This is a genomic window from Bacillus sp. S14(2024), assembly GCF_050473785.1.
GTDB classification, from domain to species: Bacteria; Bacillota; Bacilli; order Bacillales; family Bacillaceae_G; genus Bacillus_A; species Bacillus_A yunxiaonensis.
Genome location: NZ_JBFLUP010000006.1, coordinates 1,892,624 through 1,919,444 on the forward strand (window position 1 = coordinate 1,892,624; position 26,821 = coordinate 1,919,444).

The following is a 26,821-nucleotide window of genomic DNA, read 5'->3' on the forward strand; positions in this document are numbered from 1 at the left end:
TTTCTTATGAAAATAGTATATAAAAGAAATAACGTAACTTGCCAAAAGTGAGTAAAAAGCGTTATTCTATAATAGAAAACATATGTTCTGATTTTTTTGGTAGGAAAGGGGCAAGGAGTTTGGCTAAGCGTCAATTTCAATATGATGAAAATGCAATTCAAGTGCTAGAAGGTCTTGAAGCCGTTCGGAAACGCCCGGGTATGTACATCGGGAGTACGGATAGCCGCGGATTGCATCATTTAGTATATGAGATCGTAGATAACTCCGTTGATGAAGCATTAGCGGGATTTGGCGATGAAATTAAAGTTGTAATACATAAAGATAACAGTATAAGTGTAGTAGATAAAGGGCGCGGTATGCCGATAGGAATGCATAAGCTTGGAAAACCGACACCAGAAGTCATTTTAACTGTGCTTCATGCAGGTGGTAAATTTGGACAAGGCGGTTATAAAACGAGTGGCGGTTTGCACGGTGTTGGCGCATCAGTTGTAAACGCGTTGTCGGAGTGGCTTGTTGTTACAATTAAACGAGATGGTTACGTATATGAACAACGATTTGAAAATGGTGGTGTTCCAGTTACGACACTTGAGAAAATCGGAAAAGCAAAAGATACTGGAACAACGATTCATTTTAAACCTGATCGAACGATTTTTAGCACAACGAATTATAATTATGAAACGTTATGCGAGAGATTACGTGAATCAGCATTTTTATTAAAAGGCATGAAAATTGTGCTTCAGGATAAACGCAACGATTTAGAAGATGTGTTTCATTATGAAACGGGTATTGAAGCGTTTGTTTCTTATTTAAACGAAGAGAAAGACCCATTGCATCCAGTTGTATATTTTGCAGGAGAGCAAAATGGAATTGAAGCGGAATTGGCTTTTCAGTTTAACGACGCATACTCTGAGAACATTCTTTCCTTTGTTAATAATGTGCGTACGAAAGATGGCGGTACGCACGAAGCTGGATTTAAAACAGCAATGACACGTGTATTTAACGAATATGCACGTAAAGTTTCTTTGTTAAAAGAGAAAGATAAAAACTTAGAAGGAACGGATATTCGTGAAGGGTTAGCTGCCATTGTTTCCATTCGTGTTCCAGAAGAATTGCTTCAGTTTGAAGGACAAACGAAAGGAAAGCTTGGAACAAGTGAAGGGCGTTCAGCTGTTGATGCTGTTGTGTCAGAGCATTTGGCGTATTTTTTAGAGGAAAATCCCGATGTGGCTACGCTTCTTGTGAAAAAAGCAATTAAAGCAGCACAAGCTCGTGAGGCAGCACGAAAAGCGCGTGAAGAAGCGCGCAGTGGCAAAAAGAAGAAACGTTCAGAAGGAACATTGAGCGGAAAGCTGACACCAGCGCAGTCGCGTAATCCACAAAAGAACGAGTTATATTTAGTAGAGGGTGATTCGGCAGGCGGTTCTGCAAAACAAGGCCGGGATCGTCGCTTCCAAGCCGTTCTTCCACTGCGCGGTAAAGTTATTAATACAGAAAAGGCAAAACTCGCCGACATTTTTAAGAATGAAGAGATTAACACGATTATTTATGCAATTGGCGGCGGTGTTGGAGCGGAATTTTCTGTTGAAGATATTAATTATGACAAAATTGTTATTATGACGGATGCCGATACAGATGGTGCACATATTCAAGTACTGCTATTGACATTCTTCTATCGTTATATGAAGCCGCTAATTGAAGCAGGTAAAGTATTTATTGCACTTCCTCCTTTATACAAAGTGAGTAAAGGGAAGGGGAAAAGTGAAGTCATTGAATACGCTTGGTCTGATGAAGAGCTTGATGAAGTCACGAAAAAGGTCGGAAAAGGTTATATTCTACAGCGTTATAAAGGTCTTGGTGAAATGAATGCGGACCAATTATGGGAAACAACGATGAACCCAGAGACGCGCACATTAATTCGCGTTAAAATTGATGATGCTTCACGAGCAGATCGCCGGGTTGCTACATTGATGGGGGATAAAGTAGAACCGCGCCGTAAATGGATTGAGCGCAATGTTCAATTTGGTATGCAGGAAGAAGGAAATATTTTAGAAAATGAAATGATTATAGCAACGGAGGTGGAATAACATGCAAGCAGAGAAGTTTCATGACCTCCCGCTTGAAGATGTGCTTGGTGACCGCTTTGCACGTTATAGTAAATATATTATTCAAGACCGTGCGCTTCCAGATGCACGCGACGGTTTAAAACCAGTACAACGTCGTATTTTATACTCTATGTATGTAGAAGGAAATATAAATGATAAGCCGTTTCGTAAGTCTGCCAAAACAGTTGGTAACGTAATTGGTAACTATCATCCGCATGGTGATTCGTCCGTGTATGAAGCGATGGTACGTTTAAGCCAAGATTGGAAAGTACGAAATGTATTAGTTGAAATGCATGGAAATAATGGTAGTGTCGATGGTGATCCGGCAGCGGCGATGCGTTATACAGAAGCTCGTTTATCACCAATTGCTTCTGAGTTATTACGTGACATTGATAAAGAAACAGTGGAGTTTGTTTCAAACTTTGATGATACAAGTGAAGAGCCAGTTGTATTACCAGCTATGTTTCCAAATCTTTTAGTGAACGGATCTACGGGAATTTCAGCCGGTTATGCAACAGAAATTCCGCCGCATCATCTTGGAGAAGTTATCGATGCAACAATGCTGCGCATTGATAAACCAAACAGTACTGTAGACGATTTATTAACGCTGATTAAAGGGCCAGACTTCCCGACAGGTGGGATTATCCAAGGGCTTGATGGGATTAAGAAGGCATATGAAACAGGAAAAGGAAAAATTATCATCCGCGGAAAAGCGGAAGTTGAGACGATTCGTGGTGGGAAGCAGCAAATCATAATTACAGAAATTCCTTACGAAGTAAACAAAGCAAATCTTGTAAAGAAAATGGATGAGCTACGTTTAGATAAGAAGCTAGATGGAATTGCCGAAGTTCGTGATGAAACGGATCGTACAGGTCTTCGTATTGTTGTCGAATTGAAAAAAGATGCAAATGCAGAAGGTATTTTAAATTATTTATATAAAAATACAGATTTACAAATACCATATAACTTCAATATGGTAGCAATTCATAATCGCCGCCCTACACTAATGACATTACCAAAGATTTTAGATGCATATATTGGGCATCAAAAAGAAGTTGTAACACGTCGTTCGCAATATGAATTGCGAAAAGCGGAAAATCGTCAGCATATCGTGGAAGGTTTGATGAAAGCTTTATCAATCTTAGATAAAGTCATTGAAACAATTCGTGCTTCTAAAGATAAACGTGATGCGAAAAATAATTTAAGTGCAAGATTCTCTTTTACAGAAGCACAATCAGAAGCAATTGTATCACTGCAATTGTACCGTTTAACAAATACAGACATTACAGCGTTAGAAAAAGAGGCCGAAGAGTTACAAACGAAAATTACAGAATTACAAGCGATTTTACAAAGTGAAAAAAGACTTCTTCAAGTGATTAAATCGGACTTAAAGAGAGTAAAGAAAACGTATAGTGATAATCGTCGTGCTGTAATTGAGGAAGAGATTGAAGAAATCAAAATTGATGTGGAAGTGATGATTCCACATGAAGATGTCATCGTTACTGTAACGAAAGAAGGATATGTAAAGCGAACTGGTTGGCGCTCGCATAATGCATCGAACGGAAAAGACTTTGGTATGAAAGAGGGCGATATCTTACTCGAACGCTTTGATACAAATACAACCGCGACAATTCTTTTATTTACAAACAAAGGGAATTATATTTATCTTCCGGTATACGAAATGCCAGATATTCGCTGGAAAGATTTAGGTCAGCACGTTGCGAATATTGTTTCGCTTGACCGAGATGAAACACTCGTCTTTGCAACTGTTGTTCCGAATTTTGACGAAGAGAAGCGATTTATTACGTTTGTGACTAGAAATGGAATGATTAAAAAAACAGAATTAAATCAATATAAAGTGCAGCGTTATTCACGTGCATTTGTCGCGGTTAATTTAAAGAAAGATGATGAAGTCGTTGATATTTTTGTTACAGATGGAACACAAGATATTCTTCTTGCAACGCACGGTGCATATGCACTTGTTTTCAATGAAGAAGAAGTGAGTCCAGTTGGCGTGCGAGCAGCTGGTGTAAAAGGAATGAATGTGAAAGAAGATGACTACGTTGTATGCGGTCTTCCTATCAATTCTGAGAAAGATCAGCTCGTTCTCGTTACGCAACGAGGCGCAGTAAAACGATTAAAAGCAACAGAAATTGAAAAATCAACGAGAGCAAAACGAGGACTCGTTATCTTTAAAGAATTGAAAAAGAATCCATATCGCATTGTCGGTGTAGAAGTTGTTCGAGCAGATGAAGTTGTTTGTATGCGAACAGAAAAGCAGATAATAGAAGAAATTGATACGAATACACTTCGTAATAAGGATCGTTACAGTAACGGAAGTTTATTAATAGATGTAAGTGATGTTGGTCTTGTTGTGGAAACGTGGCCGCAGAAAAAAGAACAGTAAGAAAACGCCCGACTTATATAATAAGTCGGGCGTTTTTGTCTAAATTTGTCTGAAGAATAGTAGTTGTACAAATAAAATACTTCCATTATTATTTAACTAAATATTTTAAATATTTAGAAAAAACTAAAATGGGGGTATATGGGTGATAAAAAAGAAAAATTTTGCTTTTGTTCTTTCGGCGGTATGTATGTTTGGCTTATTAACAGGATGCAGTGATAAAACAAATGGTAATGCTGATACAGCAAGTACGGGAGGTGGAAAGGTCATAAAAATTGCGACTCAATCACCGCTTTCTGGTGGTTCAGCAACGCAGGGGGAAGCAATTAAACTTGGTGCACAGCTGAAGATAGAAGAACAAAAAGAAGAGTTTAAAAAATTAGGATATGAACTAAGGCTTGTGCCATATGATGATCAGGCTGATCCGAAAAAAGGTGTTGCGAACGCACAAATTATTGGCGCGGATAAAGAAATACTCGGTGTCGTTGGACATATGAATTCAGGAGTTGCGATTCCATCTTCTGAAGTGTATGAGAAAAACAATGTTGTTATGGTATCACCTACAAATACTGCTGTTGAAGTAACAGATCGTAATTTGAAAGTAGTAAATCGTATATGCACAAGAGATGATTTTCAAGGTCCTGCTGGAGCAGAATTTGCGTTAAAAACACTGAAGGCAAAAAGCGTTTTTATTATTGATGATAAAACAGCTTATGGAACAGGTTTAGCTAAAGCATTTAAAACAGAAATTGAAAAATTAGGTGGAACGATTGCAGGCTATGAATCTATTACGGTTGGAGAAAAAGATTTTAATGGTGTATTAAATAAAGTACTAGCGAAAAAACCTGATTTAATTTACTTTGGTGGTCTATATGCAGAAGGTGGGCTGTTAGTGAAGCAAGCCCGTGAAAAGGGCCTTGCGGTTCCTTTTATGGGCGGTGATGGTATGGATTCAGCAACGATGTTAGAAATTGCAGGTAACTCTATTGAGAATACGTATTATACTTCTATCGCTGCTGATCCGAAAACGACGGAAAAAGGAAAGAAATTCGCAGATGATTATAAGAGCAAATTTAATAAAGAAGTAGAAGGATATTCAGCTTATGGTTATGACGCTGCGGGTGTACTTCTGCAAGGAGTGAAAGATGCGATTAAAGCAAATAACAACAAAATGCCAACTCGAGAACAAGTGCGCGATACTGTTCGGAAAACAAATAATTTTGAAGGGGCAGTAACAAACGTAGGGTTTGATAGCAAAGGTGATAATAAGTTTGCAAAAGTATATATTTATAAATTTGCAGAGCAAAAATATCCAGGAAGACAAGAAGGAGAAGTCGAGAAAAAGTAAGGTGATATGGGTACGGTACTTATGTTCCGTACCTTTTTTAAAGAAAAATAAAAAGGAGGAAATTTTATGTTCGGAGAAATCATGCATACACTTCCTCAAGTGCTAATTGACGGGTTAACACTTGGTGCAGTGTACGCAGTTGTTGCGTTAGGATATACGATGGTATATGGGATATTAGAACTTATCAATTTTGCTCATGGAGAAATTTTTATGACGGGTGCTTTTATTGGTACAACAATTTTCCTTGTTTTTATGGGGTTTGGTTGGATGACGGTTATGCCAGCTTTGCTAGCGTTGTTACTTGTTTTAGTTGCAACATCTCTTATAACGGGTTTTCTTGGGATGGGGATTGAAAGGGTCGCGTATCGACCGCTTCGAAAAGCACCGAAACTTATTACGTTAATCACAGCAATTGGTGTTTCTTTTTTGCTGCAAGATATCGTTCGTTTTATTGCTGAATTAAAAAAAGGAAACTACATTATAACAGGTCCTACCTTATTCAATGATCAAATTACAGTACAGGCTTCAGCAATTATGTCTTCTTTTAATAACGCTCAACTTAAAACATCTTCACTTATTCTACTCATTCTTGCGGTTATTATGATGCTCTCTCTAGACTTTTTCGTTAATAAAACAAAGTGGGGAATGGCGATGCGTGCTGTTGCGCAAGATCGTGATACTGCTTCGTTAATGTCAGTAAATGTGAATAAGGTGATTTCTCTTACGTTTTTTATCGGTTCCGCGCTTGGCGGAGCAACAGGTGTACTGTTTGCTGTGCAATATGGAACAATAGACCCGTACATTGGCTTTATTTTAGGTCTGAAAGCGTTTACAGCAGCTGTTCTGGGCGGAATTGGTAATATTCGAGGTGCGATGGTTGGCGGTATACTGCTTGGGCTGTTAGAAATGTTTGCGGCTGCAAATTTGTCGATCTTGTCTTCTGGAATATTGGGAGCTGAATATAAGGATGTGTTTGCCTTTGGAATTTTAATTCTCGTTCTAATTTTTAGACCAGAAGGTATTTTCGGCAAAGCAGTTGCCGAGAAAGTGTAGGTGATGATAATGACAAAATGGCTGGAAATGATAAGGAAAAGTACGAGGATGCAACTTATATTATTAGTCCTTTATATGGGCATAACTGCTGCGAGTCTATATTTTGCACAAAAGTCAGTAACGGCATTTCTACTATTATTATTGTCTCTTTTATTATTGTATTACACAAATTTACACAGTAAATGGAAATGGTTAATAGGGTTATTTGTATTAGTTATATTGCTTCCATTCACAGCCAGTGGTGGTCCTGCTTATCAGTCTTATATGGAAGTGGCGACATTAGTTGGAATTTATATAGCAATGGCGCTAGGGTTAAATATTGTTGTCGGCTTTGCAGGATTGCTAGATTTAGGATTTGTCGCTTTTTTTGCAATAGGAGCTTACACATACGGTATTTTTGCAACAGCTCAAGCAAATAATTTTATGCCATTCGGTCAATATCCATTGTCAGGAGAAAGCTTTTGGATTTTTATTTTACTAGGCGGTTTTATTGCGGCAATATTTGGAGTCTTACTTGGTATCCCGGTGTTGCGTGTGAAAGGCGATTATTTAGCAATTGTAACACTTGGATTTGGGGAGATTATCCGTATTATTTTTAATAATCTAGATAAACCGGTTAATATTACGAATGGTGCAATGGGTTTATCTTCTGTAAAACCACCTTCTTTATTTGGGTTTACATTTTTGCAATCAAGTCAAGTGTACTACATTGTACTCGGTATTTTACTACTTGTGATCTTTATTGTAAAACGACTAGAGTTTTCGAAAATAGGCCGTTCTTGGAAGGCAGTTCGTGAAAATGAAATTGCCGCCCAAGCGATGGGAATTCCTCTTGTGAAAACAAAGCTGTTAGCATTTGCAATCGGTGCATCATTTTCAGGAATGATGGGAGTTGTCTTTGCAGCAAAACAAACTTTCGTCGATCCAACCAGTTTTACGCTGCTAGAGTCGATTACAATTCTTGTTATGGTATTACTTGGTGGTATGGGGAGTGTACCAGGGGTTATTTTAGGAGCAGCAGTTATGACGATTTTAAATTTACAAGTACTTACTGAATTAACAAACTGGTTAAACCAATTAAACTTAAGTGGAACGGTTGCAATCCCGGATGCACTTTCTCCAGCTAAAATGCAGCGTTTTATCTTTGGGGGAATTTTAATTTTATTTGCTTTGTATCGCCCGCAAGGACTCATACCTGCGAAAAATCGGAAATTTAATGAAGAGCAGCTGAAAAAAGGTAGGATAAAACAAATTGAATCGAAAACACAAAAAGAGAATGTATTTGGAGCCTAGGGGTGAGGATATGACGATTTTAACAGTTCGGAATATTACAAAGCGGTTTGGCGGGCTTGTTGCAGTGAAAAGTGTTGATATGAAAGTGAACAAAGGATCGATAACTGCTGTAATTGGACCGAATGGAGCAGGGAAAACGACTTTCTTTAATATGGTAACAGGCGTGTATAAGCCCGATGAAGGGGATATTCTACTTGGTGCAGAAAAAATAACTGGTTTGAAGCCGCATGGTATTTCAAAGCATGGCATTGCCCGTACGTTTCAAAATATTCGTCTTTTTAACAATATGACGGTACTTGAAAATGTCATGGTAGGACTTCACAATCATTTGAAAAGTAATCTTTTAGGAATTTTGTTACACCTGCCAGGGGTAAAGAGAGAAGAGGAAAAAGCCCAGCAAACGGCATACGAACTTCTAGAATATGTTGGTTTAGCTCACTTATTAAATGAAGAAGCGCAAAATTTATCGTACGGGGCACAGCGGCGCCTTGAAATTGCTAGGGCGCTTGCGGCAAAACCTCAAGTGCTACTATTGGATGAGCCAGCGGCCGGGATGAACCCGAAGGAAACGAAGGAATTAACAGCGCTTATTTATCGTATGCGTGAAGAGCTGGACCTAACAATTGTATTAATTGAACATGATATGAAACTTGTTATGGAGATATCTGAACATATCATTGTGCTAGATCATGGTGAAAAAATTGCAGAAGGAAGACCGGAAGATATTCGTAATAATCCAAAAGTTATTGAAGCGTATTTAGGGAAAAGTGCAGTGTTAGAGAAGTAATGCGCGATAAAAAGGGGGGAAGTATTTTGCTAGAGCTTACCAATATAAATGCGTATTATGGTGGCATTCACGCGTTAAAAGGTATTAATATTTCTGTAGGAAAAGGTGAAATTGTAACGCTTATTGGATGCAATGGGGCTGGAAAATCAACGACATTAAAGACAATCAGTGGCCTTGTTATACCGAAGTCAGGAGAAATTTTGTTTGAGGGTAAACAAATTACGAAACAATCCCCGCATGTAACAGCATTATCCGGAATTGCTCATGTACCAGAGGGGAGACGCATTTTTTCACGCCTCACAGTAAAAGAAAATTTAGAGATGGGGGCATTTTCAGTAAAGGATAAAAGAATAGTGAAGGAACGGATGGAGCGCACTTTTCACTATTTTCCAAAGCTAAAAGAACGGCTAGAACAAAAGGGCGGTACGATGAGTGGTGGTGAACAACAAATGCTTGCAATTGGACGTGCGCTCATGAGCCAGCCTCATTTACTTATGTTAGATGAACCTTCAATGGGACTTGCGCCAATTATTGTTGAGCAAATCTTTGAAATTATTTCAGAGCTTAATAAAGAAGGAATGACGATTCTACTTGTTGAACAAAATGCGTATCAAGCGCTGCAAGTTGCACATCGTGGATATGTGATTCAGACAGGGGAAATTAAAATGGTAGGAGAAGGAAAGTCATTGATGCATAATGAATTTGTGAAAGAAGCTTATTTAGCATAGTATGAGGGCTACCCTAAGTAGGGTGGCTTTTTGACATGTAGAAGAGAAGTTCCTCATAATCTATCATATCTTTCGAGAGGACTCCCACCTCTAAACATATGTGAAGGTGGTGAGGTGAATCGAAAAAAATATTTTATGTTCAAAAAACAGAAACATACGTTCTTGTTTTGGTATAATATCCTTAATAAGGAGGTGTAAAAAATGACAATGGAAAATCAAAAAAATTATAAAGCTCTTCAGATTTGGATTAAAAAAGGGCATCGTATGTATTCCTATTTTCAAAAATCTTGCCAAAATGCTAAGAATATGTACAACACGACAAACTTTTATATACGACAAGTGTATACAGGTTTGACACAAGATAAGGAGTTGCAACCTTTACAAAAAGAAGTTTTGGATACGATTTCTAAAAACATAGGGGAGGTGAATGATGCGCAACTTCTTTCCTATCAAAAGAAATTGGAAAAAGAGAAAACAAAACCAAAGGAAAAACAAAAAGAAGTGAAATGTAATTTGTTTTCAGAACCAACTACAGAAAAACCTTATGTAGATTATCATTTTCTGGATGCATTATTTAAAGCCATGATTCAGAATGATTATCGTGCTTTACCTACGCAATCTAGTCAATCCATCATGAAAAATGTATTCCAAAATTGGAAGTCTTTTTTTGCTAGTTTAAAAGATTATAAAAAGAATCCCAACAAATATACGGGAAAACCTAGAATTCCAAAGTATATTCGTTCTTCTGAAAAGGAAATCTTGTATACCAACCAAGATTGTGTCATTAAAAATGATAAGTTTTTAAAGTTTCCAAAGACAAAATTGCAATTAAACATTGGGAAATTAGGGTTTAATGAAGGTAAATTGAAGCAAGTTCGTGTCATTCCAAAATACAATGAATATGTAGTGGAATTGGTGGTAGATGTTCCTTTAGAACAACAATCCGTCGAAGAGAATGGTCGTTATATGAGTATTGATTTAGGTATTGATAATCTTGCAACCATTGTAACAAACACAGGTATGAAGCCTGTACTTGTTAAGGGCAAACACGTCAAAAGCATAAATCAATATTACAACAAAATGAAGAGTCACTTTACAAGTGTTCTCAGGCAAGGTAAACAAACAAAGGAAGGACCTTTTACTTCAAAAAGAATAGAAAAACTTCATCAAAAGCGTTACCTGAAAATAAAAGACATCTTCCATAAAGCTAGTCATCATATTGTAAAACTGGCTCAAGAAGAGAGAGTTTGCAAAATCGTTATTGGTCAAAATAAAAGTTGGAAGCAAGAAACGAATATGGGAAAGAAAAATAATCAAACGTTTTGCCATATCTCGCATCGTGTATTGATTCGAATGATTACATACAAAGCAAATGCAGTAGGCATTCAAGTTATTGTAACCGAGGAATCGTACACGTCAAAAGCAAGTTTTCTAGATCATGACTTTATTCCAACGTATGGAACAAATGACCAAAATGTAACTTTTTCAGGAAAACGAATAAAACGTGGTATGTATCGTTCTGCAAAAGGCATCGAAATCAACGCAGACGTAAACGCTGCGGCGAATATTTTACGAAAAGTAGTCCCGAATGCATGGACAAACGGGATAGAGGGGTTAGGCGTGAAACAGCTCGCTAGTGTGTTAACTCCACTGACGTTAATCGTCCGTTAGGCCGAAACGTTAGAAACCCCCACTTCAAGCTTTGCTAAGTGGGGGAGTATTCATGTTACCACTATCAATTTTGTTTATATAAATATATTTTAATTTTATATATATAGATTGATGCTATGCAGAGAAAGAGGAGTGTGCACTTGTTTTCTCCCTTTGTTTGAACTTCGCATGTGGCAGAAAAAGGCCCTGACCGCTTCTATGCATGGCCAGATGCTCTCGCCCACCTAAAAAGAATGGTTTTATATCGGTTTCTTAATTTGGATTTATATAGAAAGCAAAACATTATGTAGAAAAAAGATAAGTTGATATAATAAAAGTTCATCATATTCCATACATAATTTGGAGGGGTTTTATGAACAAAATAGGTGTTGGTATTGTAGGTTACGGCTTTTCTAGTACAACCTTCCATATTCCGCTGCTACAAACGATTGAAGATTACGAAATCTGTGCGATTGTTTCTTCACAAGAAGAGAAAGTAAAAGCATCATTTCCACATGTAGAAGTTGTGACAACAATTGATGAGCTTGTTATGCAAGAGAACATTGATCTTATTATTATTACATCTCCTAATACAACACATTTTGAATATGCAAAAAAGGCAATTCTTCACGGTAAACATGTTGTTGTTGAAAAGCCTTTTGTTGTTTCTGTTGAAGAAGGGGAAGAGTTGATAGCATTAGCAGAGCAGCATGGTGTTGTGTTAAGTGTATATCATAATCGCCGTTTTGATAACGATTTCAGAACGGTTCAAAAACTATTACAAGATGATAAAATCGGTAAAGTTTATACGTATGAGGCTCATTTTGATAGATTTCGCCCCCATGTTCGCGATCGCTGGCGAGAACATAATTTACCAGGATCAGGGATGTTGTTTGATTTAGGTTCACATCTCATTGATCAAGCGTTACATCTATTTGGAATGCCGGAAGCAGTTTATGCAGATATTGTCAATCAGCGTCCGGGGTCACAAATAGATGATTATTTTCATATTATTCTTCATTATGAAGAAATGCGTGTGATTCTTCATAGCGGTAGTCACGTTAAACATGCAGGACCACATTTTAGCATTCACGGTGAAAAAGGTTCGATTGTTAAATATGGAATGGATCCCCAAGAAGAGCAGCTAAAGGCAGGAAAGAAACCTGGTGATGAAGGATATGGAGAAGATGCTATGCATATGTATACTGTTCTTTCTACAGAGGAACAAGAAATTCATATTCCAACAGAAATCGGGTGTTATGAGAACTATTATAAAGGTGTCCGAGATGCGATAATGAAACGAGAAAAGCCACCTGTTACTGCTGAGGAAGCTCTAAATGTAATTCGTGTTATTACAGCTTGTTTACAAAGTAGTAAGCAAGGAATGATAGTGAAATGGTAGAGTCAGTGTATGTGCTGACTCTTTCTTTTTGTATGTTAGCAAATCATGTCGGAATTTTACGAGAAAACGCTAACGATTTTTATTGTACAACTTTTATGTATAGATTAATATTTTAAATATTAGGAATATTATGAATTTGGGAGGAGTACTGTGAAGAAAAAGATATCGCTTTTGTTATCAGGGGTTTTATTAGCGGGAATGATGGCAGGGTGTACGAGTAAAGGAACTGATAATTCAGCTTCTACGAAAAATGAAGCAAGGACAAGTAAAGTAATTAAAATTGCTTCTGAATCCCCTCTTTCTGGTGGATCAGCTGCGTTTGGAGAAGCCCTTAAGCTTGGAACGCAGCTTGCAGTAGATAAACAAAAAGAAGAGTTTAAAAAACTAGGTTTTGAATTACAATTTGTTCCGCAAGATGATCAAGGTGACCCGAAAAAAGGGGTTGCTAATGCTCAGTCTGTCGCAGCTGATAAAGATGTATTAGGTGTTGTCGGACATTTAATGTCAGGTGTATCTATTGCCGCTTCTGAAACATACGAGAAAGCAAATCTTGTTATGGTATCGCCATCGAGTACGGCAGTTGAATTAACAGAACGTGGATTAAAGACTGTTGCACGCCTTGTTGCAAGAGATGATTTCCAAGGTCCAGCGGCAGCAAAATATGCGCTTGAAACAGTAAAGGCAAAAAATGTTTTTGTAATTCAAGATAAAACAGCATACGGTACAGGATTAGCCGATGCATTTAAAAAAGAAGCAGAAAAGCTAGGAGCAAAAATTGTCGGTTATGAAGGGATTACAGTTGGTGAGAAAGATTTTAGTGGTGTGCTAAACCAAGTTGTCGCGAAAAAGCCAGATCTTGTGTATTTTGGCGGTATGTATTCAGAAGGATCTGTTTTAGTAAAACAAGCACGTGAAAAAGGGGTTACAGCACCAATTATGGGCGGTGACGGTATTGATTCTCCGACGATGGCAGAAGTTGCAAAAGATGGGTTAAAAGATACGTATTATACAACAGTAGCGACAGCACCAACAGCAACAGATAAAGGGAAAGTATTTGTAACAGAATATAAAGAGAAGTTTAAAAAAGATGTGGAAGCATATTCTGCATATGGATATGATTCAGCTGGCGTTATTTTACAAGGAATTAAAGATGCTATTAAGAAAAATGATGGAAAGTATCCAACACGTGAACAAGTACGTGATGCAGTTCGTGCTATTAAAGAATACGATGGTGTTATTACGAAAGTAGCTTTCGATGAAAAAGGTGATAACAAATTTGCGAAGGTTTACATTTATAAGTATGAAGGTGCGAAATATCCAGGAACGCAAGAAGGAGAGGTAAGTAAATAAGGAAAAAACCCGGCCGAGGCCGGGTTTTTAGTTTGGATTAGAAAGTCCATAGAAAAACATTGTGAGGATTTCTTTTGTTTGCTGTTCGCGATGTTCACCAACTAAGTGTGCAACGAATTGATCACTCATTTTAGAAAATGTATTGATATATAACAAAATCATTTCTTTTGAAAGATCTGGATTAATTTCTTTTTTCTGCTGTGCTTCTTCAATAAAGTGAAGAAAAAGGGGAAGCGCTTTTTCCATTTGATATGTAAATAGAAAATTACGCAATTCTTCATCTGTTTGCATTGCTTGTTCAATCATTTCAGGATGTAAACGAGTCACACTTTGTAATTTTCGAGTCATAATACGATGTATTTTTTCTTGAAAAGATAAGTCGCTCGTGAACAGTTCTTCATAATAATGAACTTCTTGAATGGTAAACTCTTGAATGAGTTCACGAAATAAAGCATCTTTACTTCCAAAATGATTATATATTGTAACTTGTGAAACCTTCGCTTGTTTTGCAATATCTTCAATTTTTACTTCTTTATATCCATATTTAAAAAACAATTCTAATGCAGCTGCTTTAATAGCCTGCTTTTTCTTTTTTTTCACCTTTTCAAAACCGTTCATATGAATCACCTCCACTTAAATATACAAGATGATAAGAAAGGAAACAATATTTTTGAAATATAGGCTTTATTAAATTTCAAAAAATATTGATTCTCTTATAACGGAGGAGTATAATAATTTTGAAATATAAAATGTTTAATATTTCAAAAAATGAGGTGGAATCATGTTAATCGTTCAAAATGTCACGAAAAAATTTTCAAATGGAAAAGGCTTATTCGATATTTCATTTCAAGTAAAAGAAGGCGAAGTATTTGGTTATTTAGGACCAAACGGATCAGGAAAATCAACAACAATTCGTAATTTAATGGGATTTATACAACCTACTTCTGGAGCAGCGACGATGTTCGGATTGGATTGCTGGAAGGATGCGGCTGAAATTCAAAAAAGGGTTGGATATTTACCAGGAGAGATTTCTTTTATAGAAGGAATGAATGGATTGGGATTTCTGCAACTTATGCAAGGAATGCGTGGTATGAAAAGTAATGGTCGACGTGATGAATTAATTGAGCGCTTCCAGTTTGACGTGAAAACGCCCATTCGAAAAATGTCTAAAGGAATGAAGCAAAAAGTAGGGATTGTAGCAGCCTTTATGCATGATCCGGAAGTACTCATTTTAGATGAACCGACTTCAGGATTAGATCCGCTTATGCAACAGTTATTTGTTGATCTTATATTAGAAGAGAAACAAAAAGGAAAAACAATTTTTATGTCGTCTCATATTTTTACAGAAATCGAACGGACATGTGATCGGGTAGGGATTATTAAAGACGGGAAGTTACTGACAGTAGAAAATATTCATGATTTGAGAGCAAAACAAAGGCAAGTTATTGATGTGACAGTATCTTCACAAGAACAATTGCAAGCATTACAGAAAACGATACTACAAATTGATAGTGTGCAAGGGAATACAGCCTCGATTATTGTACAGGGAAATTATAATGAGCTTCTTCAAACATTAGCGCAGCACGATGTAATTGGTTTTCAGATGAGAACAATGGATTTAGAAAATATCTTTATGCATTACTATGATGAGGAAGGAGCGAATCGGTTATGAGTAAAGCGTTACTTGTTGCTAGTTTAAAAGCAAATGCCAAAATGATTTTGAACTATGCTGTCGGTTCAGTTCTTTATTTATGGTTACTAATTTGGATCTTTCCATCATTCTCATCTGTAAAGGGATTAGATGAAATACTGAAAGCGATGCCTCAAGGGGTATTAAAAGCAGTGGGATTCGAAAAAGGGATTGAACAATTGAATGATTTTTTAGCTGGAGAATATTATGGTTTAATTTTTGTTTTATTGTTGATGATATATAGTATTTTAGCATCAACACAACTAGTTGCTCATCTAGTTGATAGAGGATCAATGGCTTATTTATTATCTACTTCTGTTTCACGTACAAAGGTAATTTTGACACAAGCATCTGTCTTAATCATAGGGTTATTTACGATCGTTATAGCTACTTATCTTGGCGGTTTAGTCGGGGCAGAATGGCTAATTGAAAAGGTATCTCTTGATCAAGTATTATTTTTTAAACTCAATCTTCTTGGTGGACTTGTATTTCTTGTAATTTGTGCATATTCATTTTTCTTTTCCTGTTTATTTGATGATGAAAAGAAAGCACTAAGCATTTCTACAGGAATAACAGTATTGTTTTATGGACTTGATATGTTAGGGAAATTGAGTGATAAATTGGACTGGATGAGAAAGTTATCTATATTTAACTTGTATCGACCGCAAGAAATTGTTGATGGAAGCTATAATATATGGCCGTCAAGTATTGGTTTACTTGCAGCATCTTTTCTTCTTTTTATAGCGGCTATTATGCTGTTTAAGAGAAGAGACTTGCCTTTATAAAGATGCAATACACTTTATGTAAACATTATAAAAAATACAAACAACCTTATTTCACTATTCAACTGAGATAAGGTTGTTTTTTGATCTTTTCTTCTTGTAATAATTACTTAATTTTCAAGAAAATATTTGATTCTGAAAAAGATTAATTAAAATAATATATTCACGTGGAGAAACCGTCATAAATTTAGGTGGGAGAGAGTATGTGGCTATGTATAGCGACAGCTTACATATTGAAACATCAAAATAGGTTTATTTAGTGTAAGAAAGAATAAGAAGATTGCTATTGTTGTGAGTAGTAAAGATGAATTTGTCTGATAAAACATGAGAAAGTTTTTTCGGCAATACGAAAGGAATATAGGAAAGTGCTAAATAGAAGATATGTAAAAAAATACAACAGCACTCAAATGATTGTCTTATATTAGTTTAACAAAGTAGTAATAAATAAAAGAGTTATAGTATTCCGTATCTTGAAGGGGGAGGGGATGCCATTTTCTTAGTTTATTTCATAGAATGATTAAAAATATTACTGTATTAAAATAATTTTTTATTTTCTAAATAATAGCACTTTACAAAATTCAGAAAATTAGTAGAATATTAATTGGTAGTAATTTTTTGATAAATATATAGAAACATAGAGTTATCGGAAAATTTTTTTAGTTAGTATTGTACATAAAAATTAGGGAGGGTATAAAATGAAAAAGATGAAAAAAATCACAGCTGTAGTAGCACCAGTATTAGCGATGAGTATGGCACTAACAGCATGTTCTGGGGCAGGGGACAAAAAAGCAAGTACAGAACCAAAAAATGGGGACAAACAAACAGAAGGTAAGTTAGCGGCAAAACAAGTATTAAACTTAGTGGAAGCAAATGAAATTCCTACAATGGATGTTTCAAAATCATCAAATACAGTTTCTTCCCTTATGTTAGGGAATACGATGGAAGGTTTATATCGTCTTGATAAAGATAATAAGCCTACTCCAGGTGTCGCAGAATCTTATAAAAAGAGTGATGATGGTAAAAAATATACATTTAAACTTCGTAAAGACGCAAAATGGTCAAATGGTGATCCTGTAACAGCGAAAGATTTCGTATTTGCGTGGCAACGTCTGTTAGACCCAAAATCGGCTGCTGAATATGCATTCATTATGTATGATGTAAAAAATGCAAAAGCGATTAACGAAGGGAAATCACCAGTTGACTCTTTAGGTGTAAAAGCAGTAGATGATTACACATTAGAAGTAGAATTAGATAATCCTGTTCCGTATTTTCTTGGCTTAACAGCATTTACATCTTTCTTACCATTAAATGAGAAAGTTGTAAAAGAAAATGGAGATAAATATGGTCTAGAGGCTGATAAGATGGTCTATAATGGACCATTTAAAATGACAGAATGGAAGCATGAGCAAGGCTGGAAAGTAGTGAAAAACGATCAGTACTGGGATAAAGCAAATGTTAAGTTAGATGAAATCAATTGGAGTGTTGTAAAAGAACAATCTACTCGTGTGAACTTATATGAAAGCGGCCAACTTGATCGCGTCGATTTAACAGCTGAATATGTTGATAAATATAAAGCAAAAAAAGATGAATTTGGAACGCAGTTAGAACCAGCAACATTCTTCTTACGTTTAAATCAAAAGCGTAACGGTCAAGATACAGTACTTAAGAATAAGAAAGCTCGTGAAGCAATTGCAATGGCCTTTGATAAAAAAGCATTAACAAATGTTATCTTAAATGATGGTTCTAAACCAGTAGACGCTCTTATTCCAGAAAAGTTTGCTGCTGGCCCAGATGGAAAAGATTACCGTGAAACATTTAAATCTACAGGTGTAAAAACTGATGTAAAGAAAGCGAAACAGCTTTGGGAAGAAGCGAAAAAAGAATTGGGTAAAGAAGAAGTAGCAATTGAGTTCTTAAACTATGATACGGATAGTGCAAAGAAAATTGGTGAGTACATAAAAGAACAGCTTGAGAAAAACTTACCAGGTTTAAAAGTCAATATTAAACTTCAGCCGTTCAAGCAAAAATTAAAATTAGAAACAGCACAAGATTATGATATGTCTTATGCGGGCTGGAACCCAGATTATGCGGATCCAATGACATTCTTAGATATGTTCCAAACAGGAAATCCACAAAACGAAATGAGCTATTCAAATGCGAACTATGACGACATCATTAAGAAATCTCAAGGTGAATGGCTAACAGATCCGAAAAAACGTTGGGAAGAAATGGCGAAAGCTGAAAAAATCCTACTTGAGGATGAAACAGCAATCGTACCGATGTTTCAAAGCTCAAAGGCATTTTTACAACGTCCAACTGTACACAATATTTATAAGCACAATGTTGGTAGCAGATTCAGCTACAAATGGGCATATATCACTGAAAAAGAAGGTAAATAATTATTTGAAAAGAGGAGGATGCGATATCGTATCCTCTTTTCGCTGTGCACATTTTGAAGCGTGATGAATACATACGCAGTACACTAAATGGAAGTTCTACTTCATTTCATAGAATGATCATATATTACTGTAATGAAATGATTTTAAGACTTTTAATAATGAGAAAGTTTTGTTAGAAATACAAGAGTGCAAAATGAAAATATCACAAAGAGGATATGTATAAGAATTCGATATTTTGTAAATAATTGGTTTGTGTGTTTTTTTTAAAATAGTAATAAAATAAAAGAACCTAAGCATCCATATAGTAAAGGGATACCTTTTTTCTTGAGTTGTTTTACAGAATGATTATAAATATTACTGTAAAAAAATAATTTTTTAAATTTTTTTAATAATAACACTTTACAAAATCTAAAAAATTAGTAGAATATTAATTAATAGAAATTTTCTGATAACTATATAGAAACATAAAGTTATCAAAAAGTTTCTCACAAGTAGTATCGTACATAAAATTAGGGAGGGTACAAAATGAAAAAGATTAAAAAAATCACAGCTGTAGTAGCGCCAGTGCTGGCGATGAGCATGGCTTTAACAGCGTGTTCAGGGTCAGGGGACAAAAAAGCAAGCACAGAGCCAAAAAATGATGAGAAACAAACAGAAGGTAAGTTAGCATCCAAACAAGTGTTAAACTTACTAGAAACGCAAGAAATTCCGTCTATGGACTCTTCTAAAGCAACAGACCAAGTATCTTTCCTTGCGTTAAACAACGTAATGGAAGGATTATATCGCCTGGATAAAGACCAAAAACCAACTCCAGGTATGGCTGAATCATTTAAAAAGAGCGATGACGGTAAAACATATACATTCAAGCTTCGTAAAGATGCGAAGTGGTCAAATGGCGATCCTGTAACAGCGAAAGATTTCGTATTTGCATGGCAACGTTTATTAGATCCAAAAACGGCTGCTGAATACGCATTTATTATGTATGATGTGAAAAATGCACAGGCAATCAACGAAGGGAAAGCACCAGTTGATTCTTTAGGTGTAAAGGCTGTTGATGATTATACATTAGAAGTACAATTAGACAACCCAGTTCCATACTTCGTTGAATTAACAACATTTGGTTCTTTCTATCCATTAAATGAAAAAGTTGTAAAAGAAAAAGGCGAGAAGTACGGCCTAGAAGCAGACAGCATAGTATACAATGGTCCATTTGCTATGACAGAATGGAAACACGAACAAGGTTGGAAGCTGAAGAAAAACGATCAATATTGGGATAAGAAATCAGTTAAGTTAGAAGAAATCAACTTTAGTGTTGTAAAAGAGTTATCTACTCGTGTTAACTTATATGAAAGTGGTCAAGCTGATCGTGTTACTTTGGCTGCTGAATATGTTGATAAATATAAATCGAAGAAAGATGAATTTGGAAGCTATTTAGAGCCGTCTACATTCTTCTTGCGCCTAAATGAAAAACGTCTGAAGCAACAAGATACACCGCTTCAGAACAAAAAACTTCGTCAAGCAATTGCAAAAGCATACGATAAGAAAGCGTTGGCGAATGTAATCTTAAATGATGGTTCCCAACCAGCTGACTATCTTGTACCAGCTAATTTCGTAAAAGGTCCAGATGATAAAGATTTCCGTAAAATGAATGGAGATGTAAAAGCTGTAACGTATGATGCGAAAGAAGCGAAAAAACTTTGGGATGAAGCGAAGAAAGAGTTAGGTAAAGACGAAGTAACACTTGAATTATTAAACTACGATACTGATAATGCGAAGAAAATTGGTGAGTACTTAAAAGAGCAATTAGAGAAAAACTTACCAGGCTTAAAAATCAACTTGAAAAATCAACCATTTAAGCAAAAATTAAAACTAGAAACAGATCAAGACTTTGATATCTCTTACGCTGGTTGGGGTCCTGACTATGCAGATCCAATGACATACATTGATATGTTTGAAACAACAAACTCTCATAACCAAATGAGCTACTCAAATAAAGGGTATGATGACATTGTTCAAAAAGGTAAAACAACATTGTTAACGCAAGAGAAAACTCGTTGGGAACAACTTGGAAAAGCTGAGAAGATGTTACTTGATGATGCTGCAATTGCACCGCTGTACCAACGCGGAACTTCTTACTTACAACGTCCAACTGTACACAACATTATCAAGCATAATGTTGGTGGTGATTTCAGCTACAAATGGGCATATATCACTGAAAAAGACAGTAAATAATTATTTGAAAAGAGGATGCGGTGACGTATCCTCTTTCTTTATGTGCACATTTTGAAGTGTGATGAATACATATGCAGTACGAAATAAAGTGCAACATTCATGAATAAATGTTGCACTTTATGATAGTTAACCCCACGAATTGGGTCTTTACGGGCAAGAATCTTCTATCGATAGCTCTTTTTTTAATATGCCCGTTACATGTGAGATAGAAGGAGATGGATATGAAACAATATTCTTATTTAGATTTCCTAGCAGCGTTTGGTATTGGCAGTGCACATCCAGGAGGTTTTGCGCTTACAAAGCAATTGTTAGCGCAGCTTTCATTAGACCAGCATACAAAATTATTAGAGATTGGATGTGGAACGGGTAAGACAGCTTCTTATATTGTGAAACAATATGGCTCAATTGTAAGTGCAGTTGAAATGGATCAAACGATGGTTGAAAAAGCAAAGAAGAGATGGAATAAGGATGGAGTGAATATTGAACTCATTGCAGGAAAAGCAGAGAAACTGCCGTTTCATGATGAACTGTTTCATATTGTATTAGGAGAATCCGTTCTTGCGTTTACAAATAAAAGAAAAGCGATAAATGAATGTTATCGTGTATTACAATATGGCGGGGCGCTGCTTGTTATTGAATTGGTAATTGAGCATCATTTGCCAGTACATGAAGAAAAAAATATAGTAACTTTATATGGAATGGAGGAGTTATTAACAGAGCAAGAATGGGTTATACTCTTTAAACAAGCAAATTTTAAAACGGTACGTGTACTTGGAGGCGGAACCATTGCAGCAACAATTTCTGCACCTGTAGAAGAACAAGAATGGGATATATCAGATTTTATTTCACAAGATCTGTATCACGCATGGATTGCGCATGAACAAATTGTACATCAATACAAGCATATATTAGGACACCGAATTTTTATTTGCCAAAAATAAAGTGGAATTTTGATTAATGGTGAAGTGCATTCCCCGTAAAAGTCCGATTGAGCGGGCTTTTACGGGGAATGAAAAAACGCTGATAGAAATTTCACTTTATTAAAAAAAGCCAACAAATATGTTGGCTTTTCTTTAAATGAAAAATAAAGCAGCTAATGAAATACCGAAAATAAATCCAAGACCAAGTTCAACGGCTCCAAATCCACCAAATCCGCCACCAAATCCGCCACCAAATCCACATCTACAGTCATCAAATCCACATCTATCACATCCACGAGATCTACGAGATCTACCAGATCTACAGTCATCAAATTCACATCCACAATGGTTACATCCACCTAAACCACCACAGAAATCACAGCCGAAGCCACCAAAGCCGAACCCGTGGTCAAATCGCTTGCGATGAACGGGTTCAATCCATACTGATTCACCTGTTAGATCAACAATTCTTCCAATATGGATATTACCTTTATAATCTTCAATACGTACGACTCGTCCATAATATCGCCGGCATGTATGATAATGTTTATGAGAACTCATATAATTTTGCTCCTTTCTCTTTCCAATATTACGATATGATAAAGGAACAAGAGTGGCTTGTACGTTTGTCTATTCCATCATAATTGCTGTGAAAAACGGGAATGATAAGGAAGGACTGTTTTCTAGTAATGAAAAATGTTACTCCCTGTTAGGGTGAGATAAAAAGGAGCGGAAAAAATGAATCATTCAGATACATTTCAAACGTATGAAATGTCATGGGATGCATTAACGGATGCACTTCGAAAAGAGATGACACGTCAAGTAGGAGCTGATATTATTGATACCATTGTATGTGATTTACAAGATGGATTCGAAGTGTATACATACATACAAGGAGATCTTGCATTTGAGTATAAGGAAGCACTTGAACGAAAATATGGCACAGATAGCAAATTTCCAAACATATTAACAGTATTACTATTGGCGGATATCTACAATGTAAAAGAAAGTAACATTCGTCTTCATGCTGATCACAAAGAAAATCCAGTTGTAGAAGTATACGTAAAACAATGAGAGTGCATGTAGATTGCACTCTCATTTTTGTTATAATAAAAGATAGAAAATTAAGAAAAAGGTGAAAGTATGAAGCGAGTGCGGTTACGTGAACTAGGAGTCAAAATTGGAAAATATGATGTAGGAAAATGGAATGCCATTACTGATGTTGAAGGTGTCTTAGTGGGTCATGTTACTTTGAAGGAAGAAATGCATATTCGTACTGGTGTTACGGCGATTTTACCGCATGATGGAAATATATTTCGTGAAAAAGTATTTGCTAGTTCTTATGTTATTAATGGCTTTGGAAAAACGATTGGAACGATTCAAATACAAGAACTAGGTGTACTTGAAAGTCCGATTATGTTGACCAATACATTTGGGGTTGCTCCTGTATTAGAAGGGACATTACGATATATGCTAGAGCAGAATGAAGAAATTGGTGATACAACTGGAACTGTAAATATTGTTGTTGGAGAGTGTAATGATGGATATTTACATGACATTCGAACGCTTTATGTAAGACCAAAGCACGCAATTGAGGCCATTACAAATGCAAAAAATGGTCTAGTAGAAGAAGGGTGTGTGGGAGCCGGTACAGGAATGGCTTGTTTTGGATATAAAGGCGGAATTGGTACAAGTTCACGCAAAATAACCTTTACAAAAGAAACGTATACAGTGGGGGTTTTAGTTGTTACGAATTTTGGGAGAAAAGAAGACTTATATATTCGAAATGAGAGCGAGGAAACTATGCCAGATGGCTCTATCATGATAGTTATCGCAACTGATGCACCATTAAGTGATAGACAATTACAGCGCATAGCAAAGCGAGCGACTTTTGGACTTGCAAAGGCAGGTTCTTACGGAGCACATGGGAGTGGAGATATCGTTATTGCCTTTTCAACAGCAAATCGTATTTCTCATACGCCTACTACTGAATTATTACAATATCAATTTTTACGTGAAGATGGGGAAGAAATTTCTCATATATTTGCGATGACAATTGAAGCAGTGGAGGAGGCAATTTTGAATGCTTTATGCATGGCGGAAACGATAGAAGGGAGAGGGAAAAGAAAATTAGAGGCGATATCCTATGAAAATCTAAAAGATATACCAAAGTTTAAAATAATTTAATTATGTAAACTGAAATGAGTTATTGAGTGGAGCTCTATTTATTACTATTACATATAAACTCCAAAGTATAGATGTCAGTTTTTTTCATTAATATATAGAAACAAATATAAATTAAACCGAAAAGTGACACATTGTAATAGCGTAGGAAGTTGAAGTGTACTTCAATGAGAAGTGGCAGAAATATTGGATGAGAAAGAAATTTGTGATGGAATTTAGAAGAAAATAAAAAACTGCATAGAGTCGGTTTTTTATTAAATATCAGTTTACATAATAATATTATGTTTTTATTTGTTTTTCGAAATACAAGTCATATCTTGTATTTCGTCTCATAAGTTTAAACATAGGAATTTGTCTACAAAGGTGGCGAAGCTTCAACATGTATATTCGAATCATAGCCACATCTATTTTGTTTTTACTACTCATATGTATTAGTCCTTGTTCTAGTTTAGCGAAAGGAGAAGAAGCGAGACAGCGCGTTGTTTCACTTGTATATGATGATTCTGGTAGTATGCGTAATAATGATCGTTGGAAATATGCAAATTATGCATTGCAAAGTTTGATTGCATTGTTAGATGAAAAAGATACGTTTTCCTATGTCCCAATGAGTCATCCATCGCAAGATATAGCAGTTTCGTTGGAGAATAGTAAGCGGCAAGGGGAGATTGAAAAAATTCAAGCATGGAATGAGAGTGCTAATACACCTTTTCAATCGGTGGAAACAGCTATCCAATCTATTAAGAGGCAAGTTCAGGTGAATGCGAATCGTGAATTTTGGCTTATTATTCTAACAGATGGAGCGTTTAATGAGCTAGAAAAACAAGATGGTAGTGGAAAAAAAAGGATTTCAGAAACGCTCAGTACTTTTAAAAAAGAAATGGAAGAAAAAAACATTTCTTTACATGCAGTATTAATTACAATGGAAGAAAATTTAGGGGTGCAAGAATATGCGCAAATGAATGTCTTTAAAGATATTTGGAAACAACAGATGAATGGAATCGTGTTCCCTACAAGTGGAGAAGATGGTGTTGTCCACAGTGTCAACCAAGCGGCTGCCTTAATAGCAAATCGTGATCCGTTTTCAACAGTAGAAGAAGCGGTGAAAACAAATATAATAGAAAACAAGATTGAAATTACAACACCATTTCCGTTAAAACGAATTACACTTGTTAGTCAATCTTCTCAGAACATACCGTATCATGTCCAAAATATACAAGGGTTGCTTAATTTACAATCGAGATTTTCGATTCAAGCACCAGCGGGAATCGGATTATATGGTGGAATTACACATATAATACCTAAAAATAATGCTGTAATGGAACCGGGGAAATATATAGTAGAAATTGATCAAGCAGTGACAAAGGAAAATATGAAAGCACTGGTAGAACCGGCATTAGATTATACCGTTTCTGTATATGAAAAAGGAAAGGAACAGAAAAAAGAAACAGAACAAATCTATGAAGATAAAACAGCAATTATAGAAGCAAAACCAACAAATGTACCGGTAGATGCCTCATATTTTACTGCTCAAATAGAAATAAATAATCAAATGCATTCGATGCAATGGGATGGGAAACGAAAAGCCTTCTACTATGAAACAAAGATAGGAAAAGATGCGGTACGTGGAAATGTGTACATGAATATAAAAGGGTTTTATCGCCAAACGAAAGAATTTCGTATTCAAGCTGTTCCAAAACCAAAACTATCATTAAAAGTAGTTACAACGAATTATAAAGAAAAAGTTACAAATTTAGAACATAGCGCACCATTTATTATACAGCCACTGTTAAATGAAGAATCAATGTCAGAAGCAGAAGTAAGGGAATTGTTGAAAACAGCTACTATTACATTTCATAAATCTATCAACTATGAGTTAAAGCAAAATAGAAATCAAATATATGTATATCCTCGTCCTTATTACTCCAACACATTTAATTTTACAGATACCGGCATCATAGAAGCTACCATCACATTACGAGATTCACAATCGCAAAAAGTGAGTAAACAAATTTCGTTGTCTATTATTGACGTTCCTTTTTTAGAGCGTTATGCGACCATTTTTCAGTTCGTTTTACCATTTAGTATCATCTTATTCATTATTGTAACTCTTATCATTGGGTGGATAGTTCGTCCGCGTTTTCATAGAAAAGCGCTTATGTATTATGAATGGGATCAATCTATTGCGGAAGATTGGTTATATAAATCTGAACCAGAATCACTGCGAACGAAATGGTGGAATCATTATTTTGGTATTCCATTTCGAGCGGAACGGAAAACAGTGCAGTCTGTTACGTTAATTGCAAAAAAAGGATCAAAATCTATATTTGTTACGAAAGATTCTCAAGTACCAGGCATGGTGATCGATGGTATGTTTCTAACAGATGAAGAAGTAGGACGCGAGCATAAAACGTTATATCCGAACGAAATGGTTGTTATTGATCGCGGCTATGGAAAAGAAGTATACAGATATGAATGTGAATAAATAGGAAGGTGGTTC

General features: G+C 35.9%; 20 protein-coding genes. 18 read left to right on the plus strand and 2 right to left on the minus strand.

The features are described 5' to 3' along the window. The first annotated feature begins 119 nt into the window (after positions 1-119). From parE to AB1279_RS10095, 10 genes are all read left to right on the plus strand, one after another. A complete protein-coding gene (gene parE / locus AB1279_RS10050; protein WP_429748979.1) occupies positions 120-2,084 on the plus strand; it encodes a DNA topoisomerase IV subunit B in 1,965 nt (654 codons plus the stop codon). Position 2,085: 1 nt separating this feature from the next. Continuing rightward, positions 2,086-4,509, plus strand: a complete 2,424-nt coding sequence (gene parC / locus AB1279_RS10055; protein ID WP_429758615.1) for a DNA topoisomerase IV subunit A — start codon at positions 2,086-2,088, stop codon at positions 4,507-4,509. A 142-nt stretch (positions 4,510-4,651) separates the two neighbouring features. Continuing rightward, complete coding sequence (locus AB1279_RS10060; RefSeq protein WP_429758616.1) at positions 4,652-5,854, plus strand: branched-chain amino acid ABC transporter substrate-binding protein; 1,203 nt, start codon at positions 4,652-4,654, stop codon at positions 5,852-5,854. Between the two features lie 66 nt (positions 5,855-5,920). Continuing rightward, positions 5,921-6,907 (plus strand): branched-chain amino acid ABC transporter permease, encoded by a 987-nt coding sequence (locus AB1279_RS10065; protein ID WP_429758617.1) that lies wholly within the window; start codon positions 5,921-5,923, stop codon positions 6,905-6,907. A 9-nt stretch (positions 6,908-6,916) separates the two neighbouring features. Next, positions 6,917-8,200, plus strand: a complete 1,284-nt coding sequence (locus tag AB1279_RS10070; protein ID WP_429758618.1) for a branched-chain amino acid ABC transporter permease — start codon at positions 6,917-6,919, stop codon at positions 8,198-8,200. Between the two features lie 10 nt (positions 8,201-8,210). Then, the gene (locus AB1279_RS10075) at positions 8,211-8,987 is read left to right on the plus strand and encodes an ABC transporter ATP-binding protein (protein ID WP_429758619.1); all 777 of its coding nucleotides are present in this window, start codon (positions 8,211-8,213) and stop codon (positions 8,985-8,987) included. Next, positions 8,987-9,715 (plus strand): ABC transporter ATP-binding protein, encoded by a 729-nt coding sequence (locus AB1279_RS10080; RefSeq protein ID WP_429758620.1) that lies wholly within the window; start codon positions 8,987-8,989, stop codon positions 9,713-9,715. The genes AB1279_RS10075 and AB1279_RS10080 overlap by 1 nt, the downstream gene beginning before the upstream one ends. A gap of 201 nt (positions 9,716-9,916) precedes the next feature. Beyond that, entirely contained in the window at positions 9,917-11,386 is a 1,470-nt protein-coding gene (locus AB1279_RS10085; protein WP_429758621.1) for an RNA-guided endonuclease InsQ/TnpB family protein, read from the plus strand. A gap of 352 nt (positions 11,387-11,738) precedes the next feature. Next, positions 11,739-12,767 carry an oxidoreductase gene (locus AB1279_RS10090; RefSeq protein WP_429758622.1) on the plus strand — a complete coding sequence of 343 codons (1,029 nt, stop codon included), beginning with the start codon at positions 11,739-11,741 and terminating at the stop codon, positions 12,765-12,767. A 198-nt stretch (positions 12,768-12,965) separates the two neighbouring features. Continuing rightward, complete coding sequence (locus AB1279_RS10095) at positions 12,966-14,117, plus strand: branched-chain amino acid ABC transporter substrate-binding protein (RefSeq protein WP_429754274.1); 1,152 nt, start codon at positions 12,966-12,968, stop codon at positions 14,115-14,117. A 27-nt stretch (positions 14,118-14,144) separates the two neighbouring features. Here the strand turns inward: AB1279_RS10095 and AB1279_RS10100 are convergent, their stop codons facing one another. Continuing rightward, a complete protein-coding gene (locus AB1279_RS10100) occupies positions 14,145-14,735 on the minus strand; it encodes a TetR/AcrR family transcriptional regulator (protein WP_429748989.1) in 591 nt (196 codons plus the stop codon). Positions 14,736-14,898: 163 nt separating this feature from the next. Here AB1279_RS10100 and AB1279_RS10105 point away from each other — a divergent pair, with 163 nt between their 5' ends. The 5 genes from AB1279_RS10105 (at position 14,899) to AB1279_RS10125 (ending at position 22,161) form a co-directional block, all read left to right on the plus strand. After that, positions 14,899-15,789 carry an ABC transporter ATP-binding protein gene (locus AB1279_RS10105; RefSeq protein WP_429748991.1) on the plus strand — a complete coding sequence of 297 codons (891 nt, stop codon included), beginning with the start codon at positions 14,899-14,901 and terminating at the stop codon, positions 15,787-15,789. Beyond that, positions 15,786-16,592: an ABC transporter permease subunit gene (locus AB1279_RS10110; protein WP_429748993.1), complete on the plus strand. Its 807-nt coding sequence runs from the start codon at positions 15,786-15,788 to the stop codon at positions 16,590-16,592. The genes AB1279_RS10105 and AB1279_RS10110 overlap by 4 nt, the downstream gene beginning before the upstream one ends. Before the next feature lie 692 nt (positions 16,593-17,284). Next, entirely contained in the window at positions 17,285-18,988 is a 1,704-nt protein-coding gene (locus AB1279_RS10115; RefSeq protein ID WP_429758623.1) for a peptide ABC transporter substrate-binding protein, read from the plus strand. Positions 18,989-19,513: 525 nt separating this feature from the next. Beyond that, positions 19,514-21,220, plus strand: a complete 1,707-nt coding sequence (locus AB1279_RS10120; RefSeq protein ID WP_429758624.1) for a peptide ABC transporter substrate-binding protein — start codon at positions 19,514-19,516, stop codon at positions 21,218-21,220. A gap of 221 nt (positions 21,221-21,441) precedes the next feature. Continuing rightward, complete coding sequence (locus AB1279_RS10125) at positions 21,442-22,161, plus strand: class I SAM-dependent methyltransferase (protein WP_429758625.1); 720 nt, start codon at positions 21,442-21,444, stop codon at positions 22,159-22,161. Positions 22,162-22,293: 132 nt separating this feature from the next. Here AB1279_RS10125 and AB1279_RS10130 read toward each other — a convergent pair whose 3' ends face one another. Then, positions 22,294-22,701, minus strand: a complete 408-nt coding sequence (locus AB1279_RS10130; protein WP_429758626.1) for a hypothetical protein — start codon at positions 22,699-22,701, stop codon at positions 22,294-22,296. Between the two features lie 177 nt (positions 22,702-22,878). Here AB1279_RS10130 and AB1279_RS10135 point away from each other — a divergent pair, with 177 nt between their 5' ends. The 3 genes from AB1279_RS10135 (at position 22,879) to AB1279_RS10145 (ending at position 26,806) form a co-directional block, all read left to right on the plus strand. Continuing rightward, on the plus strand, positions 22,879-23,214 hold the full coding sequence (locus AB1279_RS10135) for a hypothetical protein (RefSeq protein WP_429749001.1): 336 nt from the start codon (positions 22,879-22,881) through the stop codon (positions 23,212-23,214). Positions 23,215-23,283: 69 nt separating this feature from the next. Beyond that, on the plus strand, positions 23,284-24,327 hold the full coding sequence (locus AB1279_RS10140; RefSeq protein ID WP_429758627.1) for a P1 family peptidase: 1,044 nt from the start codon (positions 23,284-23,286) through the stop codon (positions 24,325-24,327). 376 nt (positions 24,328-24,703) lie between these two features. After that, positions 24,704-26,806, plus strand: a complete 2,103-nt coding sequence (locus AB1279_RS10145) for a vWA domain-containing protein (protein WP_429758628.1) — start codon at positions 24,704-24,706, stop codon at positions 26,804-26,806. Positions 26,807-26,821: the final 15 nt, after the last annotated feature.

Coding starts and splice junctions, on each gene's coding strand:
- AB1279_RS10130 (WP_429758626.1), bottom strand. CDS start 22,701: ATGAGTTCTCATAAACATTATCATACATGCCGGCGATATTATGGACGA.
- parC (WP_429758615.1), top strand. CDS start 2,086: ATGCAAGCAGAGAAGTTTCATGACCTCCCGCTTGAAGATGTGCTTGGT.
- AB1279_RS10095 (WP_429754274.1), top strand. CDS start 12,966: ATGATGGCAGGGTGTACGAGTAAAGGAACTGATAATTCAGCTTCTACG.
- AB1279_RS10140 (WP_429758627.1), top strand. CDS start 23,284: ATGAAGCGAGTGCGGTTACGTGAACTAGGAGTCAAAATTGGAAAATAT.
- AB1279_RS10145 (WP_429758628.1), top strand. CDS start 24,704: ATGTATATTCGAATCATAGCCACATCTATTTTGTTTTTACTACTCATA.
- AB1279_RS10080 (WP_429758620.1), top strand. CDS start 8,987: ATGCGCGATAAAAAGGGGGGAAGTATTTTGCTAGAGCTTACCAATATA.
- AB1279_RS10070 (WP_429758618.1), top strand. CDS start 6,917: ATGACAAAATGGCTGGAAATGATAAGGAAAAGTACGAGGATGCAACTT.
- AB1279_RS10115 (WP_429758623.1), top strand. CDS start 17,285: ATGAAAAAGATGAAAAAAATCACAGCTGTAGTAGCACCAGTATTAGCG.
- AB1279_RS10100 (WP_429748989.1), bottom strand. CDS start 14,735: ATGAACGGTTTTGAAAAGGTGAAAAAAAAGAAAAAGCAGGCTATTAAA.
- AB1279_RS10135 (WP_429749001.1), top strand. CDS start 22,879: ATGAATCATTCAGATACATTTCAAACGTATGAAATGTCATGGGATGCA.
- AB1279_RS10090 (WP_429758622.1), top strand. CDS start 11,739: ATGAACAAAATAGGTGTTGGTATTGTAGGTTACGGCTTTTCTAGTACA.
- AB1279_RS10075 (WP_429758619.1), top strand. CDS start 8,211: ATGACGATTTTAACAGTTCGGAATATTACAAAGCGGTTTGGCGGGCTT.
- AB1279_RS10105 (WP_429748991.1), top strand. CDS start 14,899: ATGTTAATCGTTCAAAATGTCACGAAAAAATTTTCAAATGGAAAAGGC.
- AB1279_RS10085 (WP_429758621.1), top strand. CDS start 9,917: ATGACAATGGAAAATCAAAAAAATTATAAAGCTCTTCAGATTTGGATT.
- AB1279_RS10120 (WP_429758624.1), top strand. CDS start 19,514: ATGAAAAAGATTAAAAAAATCACAGCTGTAGTAGCGCCAGTGCTGGCG.
- AB1279_RS10065 (WP_429758617.1), top strand. CDS start 5,921: ATGTTCGGAGAAATCATGCATACACTTCCTCAAGTGCTAATTGACGGG.
- AB1279_RS10125 (WP_429758625.1), top strand. CDS start 21,442: ATGAAACAATATTCTTATTTAGATTTCCTAGCAGCGTTTGGTATTGGC.
- AB1279_RS10110 (WP_429748993.1), top strand. CDS start 15,786: ATGAGTAAAGCGTTACTTGTTGCTAGTTTAAAAGCAAATGCCAAAATG.